General features: G+C 56.7%; 20 protein-coding genes. 7 read left to right on the top strand and 13 right to left on the bottom strand.

Going from position 1 to position 22,727, the window contains the following annotated elements:
• Positions 1–98: 98 nt before the first annotated feature.
• From FJ145_08860 to FJ145_08850, 3 genes are all read right to left on the bottom strand, one after another.
• Positions 99–1,241 carry a methionine synthase gene (locus tag FJ145_08860; protein MBM4261528.1) on the bottom strand — a complete coding sequence of 381 codons (1,143 nt, stop codon included), beginning with the start codon at positions 1,239–1,241 and terminating at the stop codon, positions 99–101.
• Positions 1,242–1,356: 115 nt separating this feature from the next.
• Positions 1,357–2,976 (bottom strand): formate--tetrahydrofolate ligase, encoded by a 1,620-nt coding sequence (locus tag FJ145_08855; protein MBM4261527.1) that lies wholly within the window; start codon positions 2,974–2,976, stop codon positions 1,357–1,359.
• A gap of 266 nt (positions 2,977–3,242) precedes the next feature.
• Complete coding sequence (locus tag FJ145_08850; protein MBM4261526.1) at positions 3,243–4,406, bottom strand: CoA transferase; 1,164 nt, start codon at positions 4,404–4,406, stop codon at positions 3,243–3,245.
• 610 nt (positions 4,407–5,016) lie between these two features.
• Between FJ145_08850 and FJ145_08845 the strand changes: the two genes are divergently transcribed.
• Positions 5,017–6,087 carry an extracellular solute-binding protein gene (locus FJ145_08845; protein MBM4261525.1) on the top strand — a complete coding sequence of 357 codons (1,071 nt, stop codon included), beginning with the start codon at positions 5,017–5,019 and terminating at the stop codon, positions 6,085–6,087.
• Between the two features lie 122 nt (positions 6,088–6,209).
• On the top strand, positions 6,210–7,220 hold the full coding sequence (locus FJ145_08840) for an LLM class flavin-dependent oxidoreductase (GenBank protein MBM4261524.1): 1,011 nt from the start codon (positions 6,210–6,212) through the stop codon (positions 7,218–7,220).
• 122 nt (positions 7,221–7,342) lie between these two features.
• Here the strand turns inward: FJ145_08840 and FJ145_08835 are convergent, their stop codons facing one another.
• The 6 genes from FJ145_08835 to FJ145_08810 all read right to left on the bottom strand — a co-directional run bounded on the left by FJ145_08835 (position 7,343) and on the right by FJ145_08810 (position 12,564).
• Complete coding sequence (locus tag FJ145_08835) at positions 7,343–7,798, bottom strand: thiolase (GenBank protein MBM4261523.1); 456 nt, start codon at positions 7,796–7,798, stop codon at positions 7,343–7,345.
• Complete coding sequence (locus FJ145_08830; protein MBM4261522.1) at positions 7,762–8,943, bottom strand: hypothetical protein; 1,182 nt, start codon at positions 8,941–8,943, stop codon at positions 7,762–7,764. Before FJ145_08830 ends, FJ145_08835 begins: the two co-directional genes overlap by 37 nt.
• Before the next feature lie 265 nt (positions 8,944–9,208).
• Complete coding sequence (locus FJ145_08825; protein MBM4261521.1) at positions 9,209–10,294, bottom strand: amidohydrolase; 1,086 nt, start codon at positions 10,292–10,294, stop codon at positions 9,209–9,211.
• A 179-nt stretch (positions 10,295–10,473) separates the two neighbouring features.
• The gene (locus FJ145_08820; protein ID MBM4261520.1) at positions 10,474–10,863 is read right to left on the bottom strand and encodes a hypothetical protein; all 390 of its coding nucleotides are present in this window, start codon (positions 10,861–10,863) and stop codon (positions 10,474–10,476) included.
• Between the two features lie 125 nt (positions 10,864–10,988).
• On the bottom strand, positions 10,989–11,480 hold the full coding sequence (locus FJ145_08815) for a cupin domain-containing protein (GenBank protein MBM4261519.1): 492 nt from the start codon (positions 11,478–11,480) through the stop codon (positions 10,989–10,991).
• A 28-nt stretch (positions 11,481–11,508) separates the two neighbouring features.
• Entirely contained in the window at positions 11,509–12,564 is a 1,056-nt protein-coding gene (locus tag FJ145_08810; GenBank protein ID MBM4261518.1) for an amidohydrolase, read from the bottom strand.
• Between the two features lie 157 nt (positions 12,565–12,721).
• On the opposite strand from FJ145_08810, the gene FJ145_08805 reads away from it, so the two are divergent.
• Positions 12,722–13,153 carry a hypothetical protein gene (locus FJ145_08805; protein ID MBM4261517.1) on the top strand — a complete coding sequence of 144 codons (432 nt, stop codon included), beginning with the start codon at positions 12,722–12,724 and terminating at the stop codon, positions 13,151–13,153.
• 108 nt (positions 13,154–13,261) lie between these two features.
• Positions 13,262–14,710 (top strand): hypothetical protein, encoded by a 1,449-nt coding sequence (locus FJ145_08800; protein ID MBM4261516.1) that lies wholly within the window; start codon positions 13,262–13,264, stop codon positions 14,708–14,710.
• Between the two features lie 105 nt (positions 14,711–14,815).
• Here the strand turns inward: FJ145_08800 and FJ145_08795 are convergent, their stop codons facing one another.
• The 3 genes from FJ145_08795 to FJ145_08785 form a co-directional block, all read right to left on the bottom strand.
• A complete protein-coding gene (locus FJ145_08795; GenBank protein MBM4261515.1) occupies positions 14,816–15,376 on the bottom strand; it encodes a hypothetical protein in 561 nt (186 codons plus the stop codon).
• 223 nt (positions 15,377–15,599) lie between these two features.
• Positions 15,600–16,817: an extracellular solute-binding protein gene (locus FJ145_08790; protein MBM4261514.1), complete on the bottom strand. Its 1,218-nt coding sequence runs from the start codon at positions 16,815–16,817 to the stop codon at positions 15,600–15,602.
• 3 nt (positions 16,818–16,820) lie between these two features.
• Complete coding sequence (locus FJ145_08785; protein MBM4261513.1) at positions 16,821–18,011, bottom strand: Rieske 2Fe-2S domain-containing protein; 1,191 nt, start codon at positions 18,009–18,011, stop codon at positions 16,821–16,823.
• A gap of 199 nt (positions 18,012–18,210) precedes the next feature.
• Between FJ145_08785 and FJ145_08780 the strand changes: the two genes are divergently transcribed.
• Positions 18,211–19,194, top strand: coding sequence for an amidohydrolase (locus FJ145_08780; protein ID MBM4261512.1), 984 nt, complete (start codon positions 18,211–18,213; stop codon positions 19,192–19,194).
• 63 nt (positions 19,195–19,257) lie between these two features.
• Here the strand turns inward: FJ145_08780 and FJ145_08775 are convergent, their stop codons facing one another.
• Complete coding sequence (locus FJ145_08775; GenBank protein MBM4261511.1) at positions 19,258–20,343, bottom strand: amidohydrolase; 1,086 nt, start codon at positions 20,341–20,343, stop codon at positions 19,258–19,260.
• Between the two features lie 225 nt (positions 20,344–20,568).
• Between FJ145_08775 and FJ145_08770 the strand changes: the two genes are divergently transcribed.
• Together FJ145_08770 and FJ145_08765 are read left to right on the top strand one after the other, a co-directional pair.
• On the top strand, positions 20,569–21,609 hold the full coding sequence (locus tag FJ145_08770) for an amidohydrolase (protein ID MBM4261510.1): 1,041 nt from the start codon (positions 20,569–20,571) through the stop codon (positions 21,607–21,609).
• A 114-nt stretch (positions 21,610–21,723) separates the two neighbouring features.
• Positions 21,724–22,725 carry an extracellular solute-binding protein gene (locus FJ145_08765; protein MBM4261509.1) on the top strand — a complete coding sequence of 334 codons (1,002 nt, stop codon included), beginning with the start codon at positions 21,724–21,726 and terminating at the stop codon, positions 22,723–22,725.
• Positions 22,726–22,727: the final 2 nt, after the last annotated feature.

The raw sequence follows: 22,727 nt of genomic DNA, 5'->3' as shown, positions 1-22,727 counted from the left end.
ATTCCGTTTGTCCCGAGTAGCGCGAAGCGCGTATCGAGGGTAGTAGCGGCATTGGCCACGTATCGAGGGAAGTAGCGCGAAGCACATAGCCTGGTAGGTCATCCCCAAACTCGCCGCGCCGTCTCCAACATCACGTCAAATTTGCGGAACTGATCGTCTTCGGTGAGCAGATTGCCGCGGATGCTCGAGGCGAAGCCGCACTGCGGGCTGAGCGCCAATTGTTCGAGCGGCAGAAAGCGCGCCGCGTCGTCGATGCGCCGGCGCAGCTCGTCGACCGTTTCGACGCGCGCGCTCTTGGTCGTAATCAACCCGAGCACGGCGATTTTGCCCTTGGGCACGAAACGCAGTGGCTCAAAGGTGCCAGCGCGCTCGGTGTCATATTCCAGCAACAAACGCTGATGGTGCAGGCCACCAAAGAGTTTCTCGGCGATGGCGTCATACTTGCCTTCACGGTGCCACATGCTTTGGCGATTGCCGCGGCAGATGTGAATGCCAAACGTCACGCCCGGAAAATTCGCGATCACTTCGTTATCGGCGCGAATCGACCGCTCCATCGTCGCCATCGGCTCTTCACCGCGCGCTCTCATCGCCGCGATCGAATCCGGATCGACGTAGGCCGTGTAGCCAGGCCCGTCGATGCCGACATAGCGGCAGCCCGCTTGGGCCAACTCGCCGATCATCTGCCGCTCGACGGCGACGACGTCTCTTAGAAATTCATTCGTCGACGGATAAACCGCCTTCGAGGCATCACTATCGTAACATTGCTGAATGCGATCCGGCCCGATCAGCGAGACTTTTACCGGGCGATCGCTCACGCTCTGGGAAAACCGAAAGTCGTCGACCAGCGTATTGTGAATCAGTTTCAAACGCTGGCTCACGCGCTTGCGATTGAGCAGGATGGGATCCTGCGCCTTGTGCGTCCCTTCTTTGTCTTCCTCCGTGCGCGCCAGCATAACGTGGTAGCTTTTCGCGCCGGCCTGCCACTCCTCGACACCCGCCACTACGGCGAAGCTTTCCATAAAACTGGTGCGGCGAAATTCGCCATCGACGACGATCGGCAGATTGTGCGCGGCCTGTTTCCCAATTACGTCGCGAATCACCTCGTCCTGGACTTTGCGCAGATCGTCTTCGCCGATTTCGCCCGCGCCATATTTGGCGAAAGCATCTTTGATTTTTTGCGGCCGTAGCAAGCTGCCCACCTGGTCGACGCGCATGGTATTTAGATCCGTCATTGAAGCCATACGATTCCCTTTTAGAGTTCCATGTAAACCCCACCGGAGTGCTTCGACAAGCTCAGGACGAACGGAACAAAATTAACGAGTCGAAGCATTCTTGGGTTTCAGCGGACTGTTCCGCTCAACCCAAACCTTCGATGACCCCACTGGCATTGACACTCATTTTCACCGCTTGCGGCACTTTACCCAACCCCGGCATCAGCAGCATGTTGCCGGCTATGCAAACCACAAAACCTGCGCCGCTCGACAAATGCGCGTCGCTGATTGTCAACGTCCAACCCTTCGGCGCGCCGAGTTTTTTCGGATCGTCGGACAAGGAGTTTTGCGTCTTGGCGATGCACACCGGAAAGTGGCCAAAACCCATTCCGGCAAATTTATCAAGTTTGCTTTTCGCTGCATCCTTAAACGTTACGCCGTCGGCGCCGTAGACTTCGCGAGCGATCGTAGCGATCTTCTGAGTGAACGGATCATTCGCGGCATACAGCGGCTTGATCTCCGCCGGATTGGCTTTGGCCGCAGCGCCGATGATTTTTTCTCCCAGCTCCGCACCGCCTGCACCGCCTTTGCTGAACACCTCGTTCACGGCAAACTCAACACCGAGCTCCTTGCAGCAATCCTTGACGGTTTGAATATCGGCATCGCGATCGTCGGCAAATCGATTCAAGCCGACCACCGCGGGCAAATGATACTTGCGCAAATTGTCGACATGCTTGGCGAGGTTTTCCAGGCCGGGCTTTATGTCGGTGTTGGCGGCGTCGTGGCGGCGCAGTGCTTTAATCGTCGCAACCAAAACCGCGGCGCTGGGCTTGATTCCAGACGACGGCATCACGATGTCGATATATTTCTCGCCGCCGAGATCGGAAGCGAAACCGGCTTCATTCACCACATATTCGGCGCGGTCCAGCGCGATGCGCTGGGCGATGATGCTGCTCGTGCCATGGGCGATATTGGCAAACGGCCCGGCGTGAATCAGCGCGGGCGTGTGCTCGGTGGTCTGCACCAAATTCGGCATTAGCGTTTCGTTTAGCAACACCATCATGGCGCCAACGGCCTGCAAATCCTTCGCCCGAATTGGCTTACCTGCGCCGGTATAGCCAATCGTGATCTCGCCCAAGCGCCGCTCGAAGTCAGCACGCGATTCCGCCAACGCCAAGACCGCCATGATTTCGGAAGCAGCGGTAATGATAAAGCGCGAATCGCGCGGCACGCCATCGGCTTTGCCGCCGAGGCCAATCTTGATATTGCGCAGCGCCCGATCATTCATGTCCATGGCGCGGGGCCAGGAGATATTGTTGAGATCGAAGCCCGGCTCGTTGCCGAAAAAAACATGGGCGTCGAGCATGGCGGCGAGCAGATTGTGCGCCGAAGTCACCGCATGTTTGTCACCGTTGAAATGCAAGTTAATTTTTTCGTAGGGCTGAACTTGTGACCGACCACCGCCGGTGGCGCCGCCTTTGACGCCGAACACTGGCCCAAGCGACGGCTCGCGCAGCGTCGCCACCGATTTCTTGCCAAGCTTTTCCAGCGCTTGGGCTAAACCAATTGTCGTGACCGTCTTACCTTCACCGGCGCTGGTCGGGGTGATGCCCGTAACCAGAATCAACTTGCCCTTGGGAGCAGTCCCTTGCGCCGGCAAACACTCGAGCCGAACTTTGGCCGTGTGGCGTCCGTAGGTTTCGATGTCGTCGTCGCGCAGACCGAGTTTGTGGGCGATTTCGTTGATGGGCAGTAAGTCGCTCATGATATCGGCTCTCCGTTTGCAGCCTTCCCCTTTTGAGACTGCGTCGTAATGCCAAGCATCGCTCGTTTCGTCATCCTGAGCAGTAGTGAAGGATCTGCTTTTCCGCCAGCTACATGAAGCATATTCTTCGCCTTCGGCTCATGACAATGGCGACACAAGTCTCCCTCGGGGCAAGATCAAGATAGGGGCTGCTCCTAAACGGCCCCCTCTCTAACTCTCCCCCGAAACCGGGGCGAGGATTAGAAACGCAATCACCCGACTTGGTACTATTTCACCACCCCGTCACTTTTAAGCTTGCTCAGTTCCTCTGCGCCTAATCCCAACACTCCCTTCAACACCTCGTCCGTGTGCTGCCCCAGCGTTGGCGACTGGCTGCGGATGCTTGCCGGTGTCTTGGACATGTGGATCCATGGTGCCAACATTTTCACCGGTCCGGCGGTTGGATGGTCAACGTCCGTGAACGCTTTGCGCTCTTTGATGTGCTGGTCTTCGATCACTTCGCCCATGGACAACACTGGCGCACCGAAATAGTCGATGGCGCGCAAGCCATCCCAAAGTTCTTGGCGCGGTTTGGTGGCGATCCAAGCCTTTACCAAATTGTACAGCTCGTTGCGATTTTGTTTGCGCGCCGCCTCGGTGGCGAAGCGGGCATCTTGCACGAGATCTTCGCGCCCCATGAACTTTGCCAGCTTGGCAAAGCGGCCGTCGCTCAAATCCGGCACGCGCAGCGTAAAAAATCCGTCCGCCGCCGGCACCGGCTTGTTACCGATCTCGATGCCGATGAAGTGCTCGTGCCATTCGCTGATCATGAAACCGATCAGCGCTTCTTGCATCGACACGACAATGCGCTGCCCCTCGCCAGTGCGCTGGCGTGCGTGCAACGCGGCGAGGATGCCGCACACCATGCTGACGCCGGCGGCTTCGTCACCGATGCCGATCGCTTTCGTCCCGGGCGCTTTGTTATAGCCCCAGCCGGTGTGCGTCCAGCCGGACATGCTATTGTTTGTGTGCGCCGTGCTGCCGTAGTCTTTGTATGGCCCGGTCTCGCCGAAGCCGCGCGAACAGGAATAAATGATGCGCGGATTGATCTTCTTCAAGTCTTCATAGCCCAGCCCGAATTTTTCCATGGTGCCGGTATGATAGTTCTCCACGACGATGTCCGATTTGGCAATGAGTTGCTTCGCGATGTCGGCGCCTTTGGGATCTTTGAGATTGAGCACGACGCTTTTTTTGTTCTGACTGACCCAGAGAAACTCGTAGCCATCGACTTTGGCATTGGGCGGCATCCACGAGCGGCGAAAGCCATCCCCAGCGGGCGGCTCGATCTTGATAACTTCCGCGCCGAGATGGCCGAGCAGCATGGTGCAGAAGGGGCCGTTCAATGCATGGGTAAAATCGATCACGCGAATATCGTCGAGTGCGCCGGGCATGAGAACCTCCGTCCGATAAATTATGAAAACGGCAAGCGGATTTTCCCTTCCGCGAGTGGTCGGACCATAGCATGATTTGGGCGCGGCGCAAAAGAATCTGCGTTTGACAGCCAACGCTCTCCAGGGGTAGCGTTCGGCATGCTTGTCGAATCCAAACCAAAGGAGATTTTACTTTGTCGCGTTTAAGAACTTGGTTTGCTTGCGCAGCACTCGCTCAACTAGTTTTCACCAGCATCTTATCAGCGGCCACTCACCCGGACATGCCTGCTCTACAGCCCGATCTCAAAGCAGGCGGGGGCCGATTCAAAAACGCCAATTACATGAGCCCTGACTTGCTCTACGAGAAGGGCAGCGAATGGCAGGAGTATTTTCAGAATCAGTTCATGAAATAAGCGGGATCGCATTCACAGTTGACAAGTTCCACAGTCGGGGACTAGCGTGATCAATCCGCGCAGCCCGACAGCAAGAGGGGGAACATGCTTCGACCGGCACAGCATGAACGGATCGCATGTAGCGAGACGACGCTTGATCTGTTCGCCTGAGCTTGTCGAAGGGCTCCTAAGAATCTTGCCATAGGCCCGCAGCCCTGACAAATCGAGAGGAGGATCCAATGATTCGAAACCTAATTGTTCTCCTGTCTGCATCTCTCATTCTCAGTGGCTTTAGTTTAGCCACAGCCGCCAGCGTCGAAGACGTGGCGCTAATGAAATCGCCCAACCGCGAGAAGCTTCTCATCGAAGGCGCCAAGAAAGAAGGCAAGGTATCTTTTTACACTGGCTTGATCGTCGATCAGGTCGTGCGCCCGGTCAAAGACGCTTTCGAGAAGGAATATCCGTTTGTCCAGGTGGAATTTTTCCGCGCCAACGCCGACCGCTTGGCGCAGCGCATGATCACCGAATATCAGGCAAAAAAATACGAAGCCGATATCGTCAGCGGCAGCGCCGCGGCAACCATGCTGCAGCGCGCCGGCTTGATGCAGCGTTTTTATTCGCCGCCGATTGCCGAATATCCGCCAGAGTTACGAGACCCAAAAGGATTTTGGGGCAGTACCAACGTTTACTTCATGACGCTGGGTTACAACACGCGCAACGTCAAAGCCGCCGAGCTGCCGAAAACCTACGAAGACCTGCTTAACCCGCGCTGGAAAGGACAAATGATGTGGTCCACCAGCCGCGGCTCCGGCGCGCCGCAATTTATCGGCAACATCCTCGTCAGCATGGGACAGGAAGCCGGCAAAGCCTACCTGCAAAAACTCAGGCAGCAAAACATCGTCAAGACCACCGCCAGCGCGCGGCAGATTCTCGACTTGGTGATTGCCGGTGAATATCCGATGGCGGTCCAGATCTTTAATCACCATGCCTACATCAGTAAAGCCGCTGGTGCGCCGGTGGAATGGCAGCCACTAGAGCCGGTGACGGCGACCAACAATGCGATTGGGCTTGCGAAAAACGCGCCGCACCCTTACGCGGCGATGCTGTTCATGGATTTCGTCCTGTCACGGCGCGGCCAGCGCGTCTTTCAAGCGGCGAACTATTTGCCCGCGCATCCAGAGATTGCGGCGTTGCAAGCCGACTTGAAACCAGGTGTGCGCTTCAAAAAGGCAAATTACTTGGGCCCGGAAATCCTTTACGACAAAAGCAATGAGTGGGGCGACTATTTTGAGAAAGAGTTTCTGAAGTAGTTCGGGGATCGGAGAATTAACCGCAAAAAGCGCAAAAGGCGCAAAATAAGAATTTGGATTTGTAGGGGCGAGCAAACTTTGCGTTCTTGGCGCCTTTGCGCGAGGAAATCCGGGAGCGAAGGATGGGCTTGAATCAACGGATCGGCATCGACTTCAAAGACGATGGCCTCGACTGCGCTTTGTCGGCGCAGGACGTGCTCGATCTTGCGCGCCAAGCTGAAGCAGCCGGATTTGAAAGCGTCTGGCTAAACGAAGACATCGGCCGCGACTCGATGGCGATGCTCGCTGCGATGGCGACGACGACCAAACGCATTGGCATCGGCACAGCGATCGTCAACGTCTACACCCGCTCGGCGTTTCAGATCGCCATGGGCGCCGCAACTTTGGATGAACTCTCCGGCGGCCGCGCCCGTCTGGGTCTCAGCGTCGGCCATCACCCGTGGAATGATCTGGCGCACGGCATTCCCCTGCGGGCGCCACTGGCGCGCTGCCGCGAGTACGTGCAGTTTGTTCGCAAGGCGCTCACCGGCGAAAAATTTACCCATGATGGCCCGGTTTTTTCTGGCGTGAACAGCAGGCTCGGCGTGCATAAAGCGCCGAAGCATTTGCCCATCTATGTCGGTGCGACGCGCCCCCGCATGGTCGCCCTGGCCGGCGAGGTTGCCGATGGCTTGCTGACAAATGTCGTCTCGCCGTACTACGTGGCCAATTTTTCGACACATCAGTTCCGCGACGCCGCCCGCAAGGCGGGACGCAACCCCGACGCATTGGAACTGACAGCCATCACCACTTGCTGCGCCAACGACAACCGCGCCGAAGCCCTCAGTCATGCCCGCGCGACTTTCATGCAAAGGTTTCGCAGCAACCCCGACCGGATGATCGGCACGCAGTCGCCGAAATTTCACGATGAGCTGCGAGAGCTGAAAGACCTGGTTGAGCGCGGCGAGACCAAGCGCGCTCAGGAACAGATCAGCGAGGGCTTGGCAACGACGTTTGTCGCCGCAGGAAGTGGTGCGGATATCCGCAAAACCATCGACGAGTATTTTTCCGCCGGTTGCACGCGGGTCATTGTCGCGCCGTTCCCGCGCGGCAGAGACTCAGCCGAGCGGCTGATTCGAGCGCTCTCGGACTAACATGCACGCTTCCCTGTTTACAATTGCAAACTGTGCGGGCTCAGCGCCTCTGCGCGAGATATTCCGCTAGTTTTTATTCTGCGCCTTATGCGCTGCTTGCGGTTAAGTTCCCCGATTCCGAATCAAACCGGACGGAACTTCGGCAGGGTCGCTTCCGTCGTGACATCATCGAACACTACGCGCACCGCCATGCCGACTCTCACCTCTTCCCACGAACAGCCGATCACGTTGCTGCACACTTCCACATGATCGTTAGTCCCGTCGATCATGATGTGCGCCACGACGTAGGGCAGGTCCGGCTGAAATGCGGTGACGGCAGCATAGTGCACCACCACAAACGTTGTCACTTTGCCGGTCTCGCGAAGTTTGTTCCAAGCGTAATCCCAACTGTAGCAGTGCGGGCAAAAGGGCTGCGGCGGCCAGCGGTATTCGCTGCAGCTTTTGCATTGCTGCGCGATTAGCTCGTGGCGTTTGCAGCCGTCCCAGAAGGGCTGGGTATCGATGTCGGTTTGCGGCAGCGGCTTGGCGTAGGCTTCCATGTTCATGCCTTTCTCAGCAAGATAGCGCTGTCGACGCATTCGCCGCAGAGCAGCGCGATATTCGGATTCTTCACTTGCCGGCACTTCGCGCGATCGTAGCTGTGCGGCCCTTCGCACAGATCGTCGATGACACCTTCGGGCCGAAGCTGCTGCACCGCTTCAATGAAATGGTTGAGCCCCGCGATGTGGCCTTCTGACAAGAGCCCCCCGTGCGTATTTACCGGCAGCGAGCCGTCGAGCTTGTTATGACCAGCGCGCACCCACGGGCCGATCTCGCCCTTGGGCACTTGCAGCAAGTCTTCCAGGTGGGTCATGCACATGAACGTGAACGGATCGTAGATCTCCGCGAAGCTCACGTCTTTTGGCGTGATGCCCGCGCCTTCGTAGAGTTTGGGTGCAGTTTTCACCCCATTCGTTTCCCACCATCCCGAAGTTTTACCTACACCGCCGACGCCCGACATGATGTAAACCGGCGTGTGCTTCATATCCTTTGCGCGCTCAGCCGAGCTCACCACCAGCGCCACCGCGCCATCGGTCTCCTGGCAGCAATCGAACAGACGAAACGGATAAATCACCCAGCGCGAGCTCTGATGCTCTTCGATGGTGAGCGGCTTGCGCATCATGGCTTTTTTGTTGACCATCGCATGCTCGCGCTCGGTGACCGCGAGATGCGCAAAATCCAGTGAACTCGTGCCGTACTTCGCCATATGCGCAGTGGCATGGGGCCCAAAATGCGCCGCCGCATGGTGCTGTCCGAACGGCATGGTGAATTGATCAGGCCCACTGACATCGCGAGCGCGCTCGGTCCGCGCCACTCGCCCTTCGCTGTAGCGATTCTGCGCTTTGAAGACGAGCACGTTTTTGCAAATGCCCGAATGCACCATCATCGCCGCCGACAACACTGCGGCGCAGTTCCAACCGCCGCCGCCGTCGCTATAGAGCTGAAAGTTGCACTGCTTAATTCCCAGCATCTTGGTCAGCTCTTCTACTTCTTTGGATTCCGGCCGCTTGTGGAAATAAGAAACAACGCCGTCGATGTCCTGGACATTGAGCCCCGCATCGCTGATGGCCTTGAGGCTCGCCTCCGCCGCCAGCGTCAGCGTGCGCACCCCGGACTTGCGCGTAAACGCCGTCCAGCCGATGCCGGTGATGGCGGTTTTATCTTTGATGGCTTGTTCCGCCATTGCTCATCTCCTTCGAATACACGGTGTACTGGGCTTTATCACTCGAAAAATTTCAAGCTACGATGGCCCAAATAGATGCGGCAATAGCAACCGCCGTAACGAATCCGATGACTCCTTCGCGTCGACGCCAAAAGTCCCCTGCCTTCACGGTTTTCAATTCTTGCCAAAGAGAATAACGACAGCCCTTACGAAGCCACAAAACAAAACCGCCTAGGAACACACACAAGTCATCGAAGATTAGGCCAAGACCCAAACTGATCTCCTATCACAATCCATAAAACGTCTTCGCGTTTTCGTGCAGAATCTTCTGCACCGTGCTGTGGGACATCTCGCCGGCGTCGGCGCGCTCTTTGAGCAAGCGCGGAAACTCGTACTCCATCGACGAGTCGCGGTGGGTGTAGTCGGAGCCGACCATCAGGCTGTCTTCGCCGGCGACTTTCAGGATATACGGCAAATCTTCGTCGACTTGGCAGGTGACGTACATGCGGTTGTCTTTGAGTAGATCGGACGACAGCGTGTAGCGGGCGAACCGGCTGAAAGAGCCGGCGCCGTCGAAGGCTTTTTCCATGCGCCGTTTCAGTTCCCAGGCGATGAACGGAATCCACGAACAGCCGGCTTCGATAATACCGAAGCGGAGCTTGGGATATTTTTGCGGCAAGCGGTGGCGGATGATCGTGTGAAAGGCGTGCACCGTCGGTAGCTGCGAGCGCATGAACGAGCCCAGAGAAAATTCCGCCGCCGACACGAAGTCGGGCGTGCCGGAACCGATGTGCACGCAGATCGGCAGCTCCAGGCGATTGGCCTCAGCGTAGAATGGCTCGAAATATTTGTCCGCCGGCCATTTGCCGGCTTCGAGATCGCCCTTCTTCAAGATGCCGCAGGCGCCGTGATCTTTGGCGAACTGCAGTTCTTTAATTGTCTCTTCCATGTTCATGAGGGGCGGCAAGCAGACCCAGCGCAGCCGGCCTTTGGACTCGGCGCAGCGGTCAGCAAGCCAGCGGTTGTAACTGCGCCGCAATGCCGTCGACACTTCGGGATTGGTCGTCGCTTCCATCAAGAACAACGTCGGATAAATCACCTGTACGTCGGTGCCCATCTCATCCATGTCGCGCAGTCGCTTTTGCACGTCGAGCAGTTCTCTCGTCTCCACGGTCGTACGCGTGTTGTCATCATCACGAACAAAGCGCATCTGGCGATGGCCGTCGACCAACCAGTAACGCACCGGCGGCTTGGAAGGATCGACGCGGCTCGGATACTGAGTGAGCGGTTTATACTCCTGCTCGAAATCGCGCAGATATTCCCAGGTCGCTTCGGTTTCGTCGATATGGGTGTCAGCATCGATGATCGCCATGGCATTTCTCCTTAAGGATTCTTATATCGAAATATTAATCACAAAACGGCGCTCGTTAGCAAAGTTGAAAAGGATGGATTTTCACCACGAAGTGCACGAAGGACACAAAGTTCGGAAAATAATTTCCTTCTCTTCTCTTCGTGCTCTTCGAGCCCTTCGTGGTGAAAAAATTCCCTCTCTCACTTGCCGAAGATTTTGTCTTGCAGCGCGACCCACTTCGCGCTTTGTTCCAGGACAACTTCGGGATGAAAATAGTTCGCCTTGGCAAATCTGCCGCCGCCCGGTTTCAGCTTTGGAGTTTTTGCTTTTACCTTGGGATGTGCCGGCAAATAGTCAGCCTGCTGAAAGCCGCGAGAGTTGGCGCGGTGGAAGTCGACTTTGATGAATGGATATTTCTTCTCGAAGACTTCTTTGAGCGGGCGCACCGCTTGGTTGACGATGAGCGGTGTGTACCAAACGACCTTGCCTTCTTTCTTGGCGCCTTCTTTAAGGAGCTTTTGCCGATCAGGCTTGTTGAGCTGGGCAATCTCTTCAGCCGTTGTTGCCAACGCCGGCCCAGAAACTGCCATTATCGCGACAACGATCGCAAAGGTTTGAAACCCAATACTCCATCACTCCAATGCTTCTGTAGAAGCGAAAAAGGGCCACCCAATGGAGTGACCCTCTTCATTGCAGTCATCGCTCGCCGCGACGTCTACCCCGCCGACTCGGCGAAGAACTTGCCCATTTCGATGGGCGGCAGATTGCGGTTTTCAACCGACCCACTAGGCAGCGGTTTGCCGTCTTTGCCTAAACGCATCTCTTGGCCGCCTTGTTTTTGGCCCTTCACGCCGGCGCCGATGCGGAGCACGACGAGATTGCCTTCGCCGGTGTTGAGATAACGATAATAGGCGCCGCGCGGAATCATTACCCCCTGGTACTTTTCGATCTTCAACTCGCCGCCTTTTTCATCGAAGACGCTCATCTGGCCTTCGAGCACGATGAAAGAATGATCTTCGTCGAGGTGCTGGTGGATCTCGTTCTCGCCGCCCTCGGCGTTGATCTTGGTGTGAATCCACATGTTGGTCGTCTCGGCGACGAGCTGGGTGACGCGGCCCTGTTTCATGTAGGGGGTTTTGAGCGAGAACTTTTTCGATTTGGGTTTTTCGTTCTCCAAGATTCTCGCGGCATTGGCACTGGCTTGCATGGTTTTTTCTCCTTTGGTCTAATTTTGATTAATTGCTAATCCCGTCAATTTTCAAATTATACAATTTTATCACGTTCTCGCGCACCACCTTGCGCAGCACTTCTTTGGGCAGATGGCCTAGCTCCTCGGCAATCACTTTGCGCGAGTGCGGCCAGGGCGAGGCCGCGTGCGGGTAATCATTGGACCACATGAACGTATCTTGGCCATAGCGGGTCATCAACAGCCCACCCGTCGGGTCGCTGAAAAATGTCACGTAGACTTGTTCGTTGCAGTACTCACTGGGCAGCTTCTTCATAAACGGCAGCGGCACTTTGTTTTTGAAGCGCAGATAGTACTTGTCCCACTCATGCATATAGAATGGCAGCCACGCGCATTCGTTCTCGACATAGACGAGTTTCAACTTGGGGAAACGCGACAGCACGCCGGTGAAAATTAAGTCAAAAAGCGTGTTCGCCGCGTCGTTCAACTTGTCGTTGACCGCCGTCTTGTAAGTGTCCAACCCTTGCCGCTCCCAGCGGCTGTAGTTAAAGCCGGTGAGAATGTGCAGGTTGACCGGCATGTCCAATTCACTGGCAGCTTCCCAGAAGGGATCGTAATAATCGCTCTTGAACGAAAGATGCTCCGGCGGCACCTGCCAGACCAGGCAGCCGATCATCCCGGCCTTCTTGCAACGCTCCAGCTCTTTGATGGCGTTTTTGATGTTGTAGAGCGAGATCATCGGGATGCCGAAGAGCCGTCCGGGATGGACCTTGCAGTAGTCGATCATCCAATCGTTGGCGATTTTGAAACAAGCTTCTTGACACTCGGCGTCTTCCATAGCGAACAGGCGCAGGCCAAGCGTCGGATAGAGCACTTCCGCCGAGACACCGTCGGTTTCCATCTCACCGATGCGCGCGTGGGGATTGTAGCCGCCCGGCTTTTCTCCCGGCGAGTTACGCTTGGGAAATTTCGGGTAGCGGTCTTTCATCGAGCCCAGGTTGTTCACCCAGAGATCTTCCGGCTCTTGAATGTGCGAGTCGGCGGAGATGATGTTTTCTCCAGCCAATACGACGTCGGGCGTATAATGGGAGGTCGGCGCATTCATCGGGTTACCTCGCTTTCGCTCTGTGCTTTTTTGGTATTAGTCCAATTCGGGACGTTTGTCCATGTCCACTCGCGCGACCGATGCCGCCTTGACCCGAACCGTCACGCGTAATAGGTAACTCAGAAACGGACGGTATCCTCAATAACAGGAATCTTGCATGCAGCGGCGTTGGTTATCACTCATTCTTGCTATCATGCTCACGGGCTGCGAAAGCGGCGTGGATCATAATCCCGCGCTCGCTGCCAAACAAGCCGAGGAGTTTGCTGCCTTGGCCTACGTGAAGCAAGATTACGAAGGAGCCTATGCGCTGCTCGCCGACAGTACTCGGCGCCACGTGTCGCTGACACAATTCAAGCAAACGGTCACCAGAAACGAAACTGGCGCGAAACCGGCCAAGATCGTTGCGCAAGAGTTTGAGCCCATGGCCGACGAGAAGGCGATTTATGTGTATCTTACCGCCGCCAACGGCGGACAGTCGAACTATCGGATCACCTTGGAAGGCACCTCGGCCAGCGGTTACAAAGTCTTGCGCTTCGACAACCTCGGCTTCAGTCTATCCCTCGGCAAGCGCAAAAAGCTTCCTCAATAGCACGCCTCCTCGAAAGCTTTCAGCCGTTTTTCATCGACAATTCATCTGTTACAAATTGACTGCCAACCGGCGCCGTGTTAGTTAGCGAAAACTTTAAGCCAAGGACCGATGGTGGCTAGACTACAATTCGAAGAGCTTCGGTCGCTCGACTTGCGCCAATGCGCGACCGTCGGCGACATCGTTGATGGCATGCGCTACTGCGCCTTCGGCGCGCGCATGCTGGGCGAGGTGGCGCGGACAATCGAATCGATGATCGCCGGGCCAAAGAAGCCCGTCATTATCTACGACGGCCTGCCGCGCTCACCGCTCGGACTTTTGCTGAGCAAGTTCGTTGCGAACAAATGGTGCAGCAAGATCATGCTGCCGTCGGAGTACGCGCGCGGCAAGACACGCGGCGAAAACGCCATCGTCGTCGGCGCCTTCTCTGAGCGCGACGCCAAGGCGATCTATCGCCGGCCGAAGCGCGCCTTGTTCATCAATCAGTTCGACATGGCCAAGCCAGGCCAAGTGCGTGACGGTTTTTTCCCCGACGCGGTGTTCGCCGACCCGCGCTATATCATGCCGCTCATCTATCACGCCCTGAATGAATGGCTGAGCGGCAAGCGCTGCACGATCACTTCATTGGTGGCCGATCTCAAACGCTACGGCGGTGTCGCTGACCAAGTGGCGCGCGGCGCAGCGGCACTGCATGCGATGATCGAAGACAAAGATTGTCAACGCTTCATGACGATCAGCGGCGCCATGACCGTCGGCAAGATGGACCTGGTCATCTGCGACATGATCGAAATGGGCTTCACGCACGCGATTTCATCCACCGGCGCGTTAATGGCGCACGGCTTGGTTTCGTCCATCGGCTTGAAACACTACAAGTACAATCCCAAGTACAACGACACCGAGCTTGCCAAGCGCAAACTAAACCGCGTCACCGACACGTTGGAGCCGGAAACCAATCTCGACACCGTGGAAGAAGTGATCGGCAAAGTCATCGAGCAGCTCGATGGCAAGGCGCCCTGCAGCCCAACACAATTGAACCGCCTGATCGGCAAACACCTGGCGGACAATTATCCCAACGACCGCGGCGTTCTAAAGTCGGCCTATTTACACAAAGTGCCGGTGCTGGTGCCGGCGTTCGTCGATTCGGAACTGGGCAACGATATTTACATTCACAACATCAAGCGCAAACGGCGCGGCAAGAAACCGATTTTTATGGATCTGGAGCTGGACAGCAAAGAACTGATCCGCCTGGTAACGGCAAAAAAACGCTTCGGCATTCTTTCCATCGGCGGCGGCGTGCCGCGCAACAACACCCAGAACGTCTCGCCGCTGATCGAGATCATCAACGAGCGGCTCGGTCCCACGTTTCCGCCGCGCCGCTTCAGCTACGGCGTGCGCATCTGCCCCGACCGGCCCCACTTCGGCCATCTGTCCGGCTGCACCTATTCGGAAAACGAATCCTGGCGCAAAGCGGCCAAGGACGGCATCTACGCCGAGATGCTCGCCGACGCCACGCAGGTTTGGCCGTTTCTCGTCAAATATGTGATGGAGCAGCGCGCGTGAGCGGGGTTTTGTTTCGGGTTTCGCGTTAGGGCAAGACGCGCGTAAACGCGAAATGGAGCGAACTGTTCCGAAAAACACGAAACCCGGGACCCAAAACCCGAAACGTTATTTCTTAATCCCCAAGATTTGCCGACCGTATTCGCGCACGAGGTCGTCGCGTTCCGGCGATGGCGGTAGGGCTTTCAGGCGGTCCTCGATGCGGCCGCGCGCTTCGCTGCGCAGATCGTTCCACAGCTCGAGCTGCTTCTGCAGTCGATCCTTCTCATCCGCTGTCAGCGGCTGCGATGAAGCTTCGTTATTACGAGCCGTGACAATTTCGCTGCGGTCCTCGGCCCGAGTCTCGATGACCATGGCCCGATAGGGCCGGTCTTTTTCGTCATAAAGAAGTGCGAAACCGCGAAAACCGATGGCATAAACGAACAAGCGCAGAGCTGGTTCGATGGGCAATTGGCTTAGCTGCAAGCTCACCGTCTGGGGCTTGGCACTGGCCGGGAGGACAATCTGCAGACCGGTGCGTGCTTGAATCAAATTGATGGCGGCGTCCACCGGAAATTGCTCGAAACTCACCGACAGTTTGCCATCACGATAGTCCACCCGTTGGCCGGTCTCCGCTGTTTGCGCAACACCGGGCGCGCCTAACAGAAAAACCAGAAGTACCGAAGCCAACGCTCGTTGAATTGATATTTTCACTGCTTTGAACCTTTCAGTTTCCGCACAACGAGCAAAGTCCGTGCCTTGGCCTAAACCAACCCGAATTTGCTCTTATTCGCTCAAAGCATCCTGCAAAGTCCTAGAGTTCCATCCAAGTGCGCTGTCTCTTCTGTCGCAAACCGACAACATTGTAGCCATCGAGAGCAGGATTGTCCTTCTCTGGTTTGCCCCGCCACCCTCACTTTTTTTGTACAAGCCCCTCGAGCCACGGGCGAAATTCGTTGATTTTATCTTTATGCTCTTCCAAGCCGGTAAATAGGTATTCGCGCTTAGGATCGAGAATGTAGAACTGATTGACAACCCCTTCCTTGGCGATGTCCACGCGCAGCGAATTCTCCCGCGTCAGTTTTTGATAACTCATTTGACCGTCGCGCGAAAGAATCCAATTGAGAAAGACTTTGGCGGCGTTTGTATGCGGCGCCGACGCCAAAAGCGAAGCCGCATCGGTGCCCGCGCCGACGGCCGCCAAGCCTTCGAGGTGAACCGAGGCCAACGGCAATCCTCTTAGCGCCAGGTTTTCGCAATCGACGCCGCCGATGGCGATGGCGTATTTGCCGCCGGCGACCCAATCGGAAATCTGCGGCAGGTTGCGCGAGAAGACAATATCCATTTCGCCCAGGAGCCGCTTCAAATATTCGCCGCCCAGATCCTTGCGCGCGTAAAGCGCGTACATCTGATTGCGCGCGCTGCCGATGCGCAGGTCCTGCGAAACGATCTTGCCTTTCCATTTTGGCTGAAGCAGATCCCAGTAACTCTTGAGCTCGCCCGCCTTCACCAAGTTGGTATTGATGCACGCCGCCGTGTACGGCACCGCGCGCCACATGGGAACAAATTTGTCTTCGTTGTCGGCGAACCAGATTTTGCCCTTGTACCAACCAGCGCTGTCGAGCACGTCGGGCAAAACCAGCATCGAGCGGATCGGCTGCAGCATCCCTTTGTCTTTCAACGTGCCGAGTAAAATATCCGTGCCGCCCAGAACAAGATCGGCTTGGCGCAGCCCGGCGCGCTGCTCCGCCATGATGCGCGAGATCAGTTCGCTCATGCGCCCCGGCGTATAGTTGACCTTGATCTTGGGGAACGCTTTCTCGAAGGTATCGACATAGAGCTGCTGCTGATCGGCAGCGGGCGGTCCGAACACGACCAAGCGTCCTTCTTTTTCCGCGGCTCTTTGCGTGGCATCCCAGTCGGCTTTCCAGTTGGCAGGAGGTTGGGCAGCGAATAGTTGAGCGCAACAAATTATCCAAGTAAGCATGAGTGTCCCCCTTTGGAAAAGGGGGATTAAGGGGGATTTTTTTCTTTCAGCGTCAGCAAATCCCCCCATACCCCGCTTTTTCAAAGGGGGGTAGAAACAAGACAAAGCCGGCATTCGCTCAATGATTCGTTGGCAAAATTCCATGATTTACAATCTCACTATCCGCGGCAAATGATCTTTCATCTCACCAATATTCACCAACCGCCCCGAGCCAACCACGTCGAAGTGAATCATCTCATTGTCCTTTAAATCGCGCAGGATACCCGGCGGATCGTCGCCGCGCATGACCGCTTGTATCGCCGACATCCACAGCTTGCGCACTAAGATCACGCCGCGATCGGAGTAACCTAAGTGCTCCGCCGCACGGTCGGCGATGGCACCCTGGCCGATTTGTGCGGCGGCATCTTGGCCATTGACAGTGGTCATGTCGTATTTTTTGAAAGTGCCGCGCATGAGCGGCTCTGGCCGAGGCTTATTGCGTTTCGGCCGAATTGTCGACTTGCCATCTTTAAAAGGAAAAAATTTCAGAATGAAAGATTGCGTGTTGTAGTCGTCCACCGGCACGCGCCACGCGACGTCGCTGAAGAAGTCATCCGCCGCGCCCGGCAGCGAGCCGCCGTCGTGAATGACCAGCACAGGCGGCGTGTAAGACACTTCGCGATGCCACTCTTTGCCTGGCTCCGGCCCCGGCCGGCGCGCCACGTAGCTGGCGAACAGATCGCCCGCCAGCACGTCGAATTCGGGAATGCGCTCACGCTCGGGATTTTCCCGCGCGCCGTTGACTTCGCGCCCGTGCAAAATCGTCGCGTGCACCGGATCGAGACAGTTGTCGAGCTGATTCAAGAAATTGCACTCGCGCAGATAGCCATCGTAGGTGCGCTCGCCATCTTCACGCACAAGAAAGTCATAGCGCGGAAACGGCGGCGGATCGCCCGGGCCCATGTACGCGAAAACGATGCCGCCGACTTCGTTGACCCGATACGCTTTAAGGCGAACTTTGTCTTTGAAGTTGCTGTCCGCCGGCTCGCCCGGCTGTTCGATGCAGCGGCCGTTCACGTCGAACACCCAACCGTGATAGCAGCAGCGCAAGCCGCCCGCTTCGATCCAGCCATATTCCAACGACGTGCCGCGATGCGGACAACTTGGCTCGGTCAAACCGACCCGCCCATGCTCGTCGCGAAACAATAACAAATCTTCGCCGAGACGGCGGACAATCTTCGGCGCGTCAGAGCTGATCTCTCGGGAAAGACTCACCGGCAGCCAATAACGGCGCAGGGTTTCGCCCGCCGGCGTGCCGGGGCCGACGCGGGTCATCATATCGTTTTCTTGGCGATCCATAGTCTTTTTCTTGTCGGAGAGAGGGCACAAAGTCAAAGCCTCGCCAATCACCGTGAGAGGGCGATCAACCGGTCGCTCCTACGAGTCATCGCCATTTCGCTTTGTTCAATTCATAACCGACCCGTGTAGGGGCGACCGGCTGGTCGCCCTCCCAAACGGTTGCCTGTTACCGAGCGTTCGGGCTAGCCTAGCATCAGCCATGAAACAAGAACCGAGCCCTCCGGCTGAAATTCCTATCGATCCCGAACTCCCCATCTGCGATCCGCATCATCATCTATGGGAACGTAACGACGAGCACTATCTGCTTGAAGATTTCTTACGTGACACGAATAGCGGTCACAAGATTGTTTCGTCCGTGCTGGTCGAGTGCGGCACGCACTATTGGCAGGAAGGCCCCGAAGAGACTCGCCCGTTGGGCGAAACCGAATTTTTCGCGAGCGTGGCTGTGGACGCGAGCGAGCGCAAGCTTGGCACCCAGGTCGCTGCGGCGATCGTCGGTCATGCCGATCTCGCGTTGGGCGATAAAGTTGCGCCGGTGCTCGAAGCACAATTGGCCATGAGTCCAAAACACTTTCGCGGCATTCGCCACCAAACCACCTACGACGACGACCCTGACATTCGCAGCACCGCGGCCAAAGCCATTCTTGCCGACAAAAGCTTTCGCCGCGGCGTCGCCTGCCTCGCAAAATACAATCTGACGTGCGACGCGTGGATTTATCACACGCAGATTGGCGAACTCACCGAGCTCGCCCGGGCGCTGCCCAACGTGCAGATGATTCTGGACCACATTGCCGCGCCTTTGGGCGTCGGCCCCTACGCGGGGAAACGCGCCGAGATATTTCAACTGTGGAGCAAAGGCATTGCCGAATTAGCAAGCTGCGCCAATGTGTCGATCAAACTCGGCGGCTTCGGCTCGCTGCGCTCCGGCTACGATTGGCATCAACGCCAACCGCGTGTCGGTTCGCTGGAGCTCGCCTCGGTGATGGCCCCCTATTTTGAATTTTGCATCGAGAAATTTGGCGTGCGGCGCTGCATGTTCGAAAGCAATTTCCCGGTCGATAAGCGCTCCTTCGACTACGGCACGATTTGGAACGCCTTCAAACGAATCACCCAGAACTATTCAAAAGACGAACGCGCCGCGTTGTTCCACGACACCGCCGCGCGCGTCTATCGACTTTCCTAAACGTCTGCCGTACCGAGCGGAAAACGGATTGGCAACTCGAAATCCGAAACTCGGAACGCCGGCCTATCCCAACGGCTTGAGCCCGTAAAACCGCTCGGCGTTGCGGTGCAGCACCGCGTGTTTGTCGTCGTCGGTGAGATGCTCGTTTTCGATGATCTCTTCGATCTCGTGTTTGCAATATTCGTTGTTCACTTCGTGCGGGAAATCGCTGGAGAACATGAACGGCTTGTTGCCCACCGCTTCGATCGCGTGATGGAGCGTTCTCTCCGTCCCTTCGCAGCCAACGAAAAGTCTGCCCGCTTCAGCCTGGCGGCGAATGTAGTCGCTGACCTTTTCGCCATTTTTCAACTGGATGTACTCGCCGCGCGGATCGTATTGGATGTGGGTCTCCCAACCGCGGTCGAAGCGTTCCAGACAGGTATTGAGCCATGAGACGCCGGCTTCCATGAAACCGATGCGCACGTTGGGGTATTTTTCGAAGATGCCGTTGAACACGATGCCGGCAAACGCGACCATCTGCCCCACCGCGTGGCCAAGGCCGTTGATCGGCGCGTAGGGCGTCAGCCAATCCATGCCCAAGCCTTCGTGAGCGCCGCCGTGGATGCCGATGCAGCAGCCGAGCTTGCTGGCTTCCTCGTAAAACGGCCAATATTCTTTGTCGCCCAGGTGGCCTTTAAAACCAGTCGACGGCAGCATGACGCCGCAGAATTTCAGCTCGTTGACCGCGCGGCGCATCTCCTTGATCGCTTCCGCCGGCTCCTGCAGCGGAACGAGTGCTAAGCCCTGAAAGCGCGGACTCTTCTTTAAATAGGTATCGGCGAACCAGCTATTCCAGGCGCGCGCCACGTCGACGGCAAACTCGCGGGTGATCACTTTGCCAAACGCGAGACCGCCGGTCGAATAGAGCACCGCGCGCTCGATGCCGACGTCTTCCATGAACTCCAACCAGCCATCTTCGCGCACCGGCCGAAACGCGCCGGGAACCAATGTGTAGAGAGTCGCCCCATGCAGATGATCCAAGGGCGGAAAGATTCTGCCTTTGAACCTGCCGCTCTTGATATAGGGCTCCGGCATGTAGCTCAGCAGCCCGTCCCAATCTTCCATCACATGCCCGTCGCCATCGACAACCGGGATTCCATTGCGTGCCATAAATGAATACCTCCTTAGGAGATTTGATTGCCCCTTCTCTATCGCAATAAGGTCGGCCCTAGCAACGCTTGACTCCAGTGTCCGATACTGCCTAACGTCACCGCGAGAATGGCTGACTCACCACGAAGACACGAAGGGCACGCAGTTCGGAAATATTTTTCGTGTCTTACCTTCGTGTACTTCGTGCCTGCGTGGTGAAAAATCCCTTTCTCTGGAGGATGAATTATGCAGCAACCCAAAGTCATCGATGCCGACGGCCACATTTACGAAAACCACGAAGAGATCGAAGAGTACTTCGAAGGCAAGTACAAAGGCATGCGCCGCGCCCGCGCTTATGCGCTGTTTCCATCCCTCGATGGCTGGCCGCGCGGCCTGGGTGCTGGGCGGCCTGACAAAGTCACTGAGACCAAACCTGACGACGTCATCAAGTTCGTCGAATCCCTCGGCGTCGACTACACTGTGCTCTATCCGACTGCGGCGCTGGCGATCGGTTTGGTGCAAGACCCTGGCTGGTCCTGCTCGATCTCGCGCGCCTACAACAACTGGTTTCACGCGCGCTACATCAAGAGAGATTCCCGTCTAAAAGGCGTTGCCGTTTTACCCGTGCAAGACCCGCAAGGCGCCGCTGCGGAGTTGCGCCACGCTGTGGAGAAGCTCGACATGTGCGGCGCGTTTCTGCCCTCGGCAACGGTGATGAACAAGGGCTTCGGCCATCCCGACTTCCGGCCGATCTTCGCCATGGCGCAAGACCTGGGCGTGCCGCTCGGCATTCACGGCGCGCCAAGCCGCGGTTTTGGTTTCGACTATTTTGAAGATCAAGGACAAGTCCATGCGCTCGAACACCCGTTTCCGTTGATGATCCAGTTCACCAGTATCATTTGCGACGGCGTGCTCGAACAATTTCCCAAACTGAAAATCGCCTTCCTCGAAGCCGGCTGCGGCTGGCTGCCCTACATGATGGATCGTTTGGATTATGAATATGAAACCCGCGGCGCGCGTTCGTTTCCCAATCTGAAAAAGAAACCGAGCGCCTACGTGAAAGACTGCCCGGTCTATGTGACCTGCGAGCCGGAAGAAACATCGCTGGCGCACGTGGCGCAAATCATTGGCGATGACCGCATCATGTTTCCGTCCGACTATCCACACGAGCGGGTCTACGGCGAGTTTTTGAAAGACATCCCGGAGCTGCTTAAGCGGCCCGAGTTGTCAGATTCGACCAAACAGAAGATTCTTTACGACAACGCCAAAGAGTTTTATCGGATTTAACTTCCCAAACTGTAGGGGCAGGCCCCCTTGCCTGCCCGTCTTGTGACCCCACGAGCGATCGGACGGGCAACCACAGGGGGTTGCCCCTACAAAACACAAAGAGGTGCAAGAAAGATGATGCAGATTTACCGCGCATTGATAGCCTTATTTTTGTTCTTCGCCGCCCCTGTCTTCGCCCAGGACGCTAAACTCATCGAAGCGGGCAAGAAAGAAGGCAAACTGGTGCTGTACGGCACCATGCAAGGCGACACGTTTGACCTCTTGCAAAAAGCCTTCACGAAAAAAACCGGCATCGCCATCGACTACTGGCGCACCTCGGCGACCAAAGTCGCCGAGCGCGCCCTGGCCGAAGCGCGCGCCGGCAAGGCCCTATTCGATCTGGTGATGTCCACCGAAGACACCCACCGGATTATGTACAAGGAAGGCATTCTGACTCGCTATGAATCGCCCGTGTGGAAGGACTTTCCCAAAGAAGCGATCGACCCGGTGCTCGGGCCGCGCGCGCGCAACCACATCATCGGCGTGATGTACAATAAAGACGTCATCAAGCCCGCCGATGCGCCGAAGTCCCTCGAAGATATCGTCAAGCCGCAGTATCGCGGCAAACTGGTTATCGCCGACCCGACCGTCCACACGACGACCGCCCAATGGCTGGCGAATCTCCACAAGATCATGGGCAAGGAGAAGGCCGACAAATTCATCCGCGACCTGGCCGCCATGAAACCGGTCCTGGTCGAATCCTTCGCGCCCAGCGCCGATCGGGTCACCACCGGCGAGACGCCGATCGGCATCACCTATGTGTATTACGTCTATCTCAACGGCCGCAAAGGCGCGCCTGTAGACTACGTGCGCGGCGACTACCGGCTCCTCGGCGACGCCAGCTACATGTCGCTGTTTCACAAAGCACCGCACCCCAATGCGGCAAAAGCATTTATTGATTTCTTCCTCGACGACGAAAGCATGAACATCATGGCCAAGAACGGCGAGTTCGTGAATCGCAAAGGCGTTTTCCCGCCTGTGCCCGACGCCGACAAGATCAAGTTCGTCGAGATGGATGATCTCGGCGAAAGCTTCTACACTGAAAAACGCAAAGAATTTCAAAAATTATTCCGCTAATC

It is taken from the genome of Deltaproteobacteria bacterium (assembly GCA_016874755.1).
In the GTDB taxonomy this organism is placed as follows: domain Bacteria; phylum Desulfobacterota; class Binatia; order UBA9968; family UBA9968; genus DP-20.
Note: the sequence above shows the minus strand (reverse complement) of the source record. Positions and strands in the feature narration are given on the sequence as shown.

Coding starts and splice junctions, on each gene's coding strand:
- FJ145_08860 (MBM4261528.1), bottom strand. CDS start 1,241: ATGGCTTCAATGACGGATCTAAATACCATGCGCGTCGACCAGGTGGGC.
- FJ145_08855 (MBM4261527.1), bottom strand. CDS start 2,976: ATGAGCGACTTACTGCCCATCAACGAAATCGCCCACAAACTCGGTCTG.
- FJ145_08850 (MBM4261526.1), bottom strand. CDS start 4,406: ATGCCCGGCGCACTCGACGATATTCGCGTGATCGATTTTACCCATGCA.
- FJ145_08845 (MBM4261525.1), top strand. CDS start 5,017: ATGATTCGAAACCTAATTGTTCTCCTGTCTGCATCTCTCATTCTCAGT.
- FJ145_08840 (MBM4261524.1), top strand. CDS start 6,210: ATGGGCTTGAATCAACGGATCGGCATCGACTTCAAAGACGATGGCCTC.
- FJ145_08835 (MBM4261523.1), bottom strand. CDS start 7,798: ATGCGTCGACAGCGCTATCTTGCTGAGAAAGGCATGAACATGGAAGCC.
- FJ145_08830 (MBM4261522.1), bottom strand. CDS start 8,943: ATGGCGGAACAAGCCATCAAAGATAAAACCGCCATCACCGGCATCGGC.
- FJ145_08825 (MBM4261521.1), bottom strand. CDS start 10,294: ATGGCGATCATCGATGCTGACACCCATATCGACGAAACCGAAGCGACC.
- FJ145_08820 (MBM4261520.1), bottom strand. CDS start 10,863: ATGGCAGTTTCTGGGCCGGCGTTGGCAACAACGGCTGAAGAGATTGCC.
- FJ145_08815 (MBM4261519.1), bottom strand. CDS start 11,480: ATGCAAGCCAGTGCCAATGCCGCGAGAATCTTGGAGAACGAAAAACCC.
- FJ145_08810 (MBM4261518.1), bottom strand. CDS start 12,564: ATGAATGCGCCGACCTCCCATTATACGCCCGACGTCGTATTGGCTGGA.
- FJ145_08805 (MBM4261517.1), top strand. CDS start 12,722: ATGCAGCGGCGTTGGTTATCACTCATTCTTGCTATCATGCTCACGGGC.
- FJ145_08800 (MBM4261516.1), top strand. CDS start 13,262: ATGGTGGCTAGACTACAATTCGAAGAGCTTCGGTCGCTCGACTTGCGC.
- FJ145_08790 (MBM4261514.1), bottom strand. CDS start 16,817: ATGGAATTTTGCCAACGAATCATTGAGCGAATGCCGGCTTTGTCTTGT.
- FJ145_08785 (MBM4261513.1), bottom strand. CDS start 18,011: ATGGATCGCCAAGAAAACGATATGATGACCCGCGTCGGCCCCGGCACG.
- FJ145_08780 (MBM4261512.1), top strand. CDS start 18,211: ATGAAACAAGAACCGAGCCCTCCGGCTGAAATTCCTATCGATCCCGAA.
- FJ145_08775 (MBM4261511.1), bottom strand. CDS start 20,343: ATGGCACGCAATGGAATCCCGGTTGTCGATGGCGACGGGCATGTGATG.
- FJ145_08770 (MBM4261510.1), top strand. CDS start 20,569: ATGCAGCAACCCAAAGTCATCGATGCCGACGGCCACATTTACGAAAAC.
- FJ145_08765 (MBM4261509.1), top strand. CDS start 21,724: ATGATGCAGATTTACCGCGCATTGATAGCCTTATTTTTGTTCTTCGCC.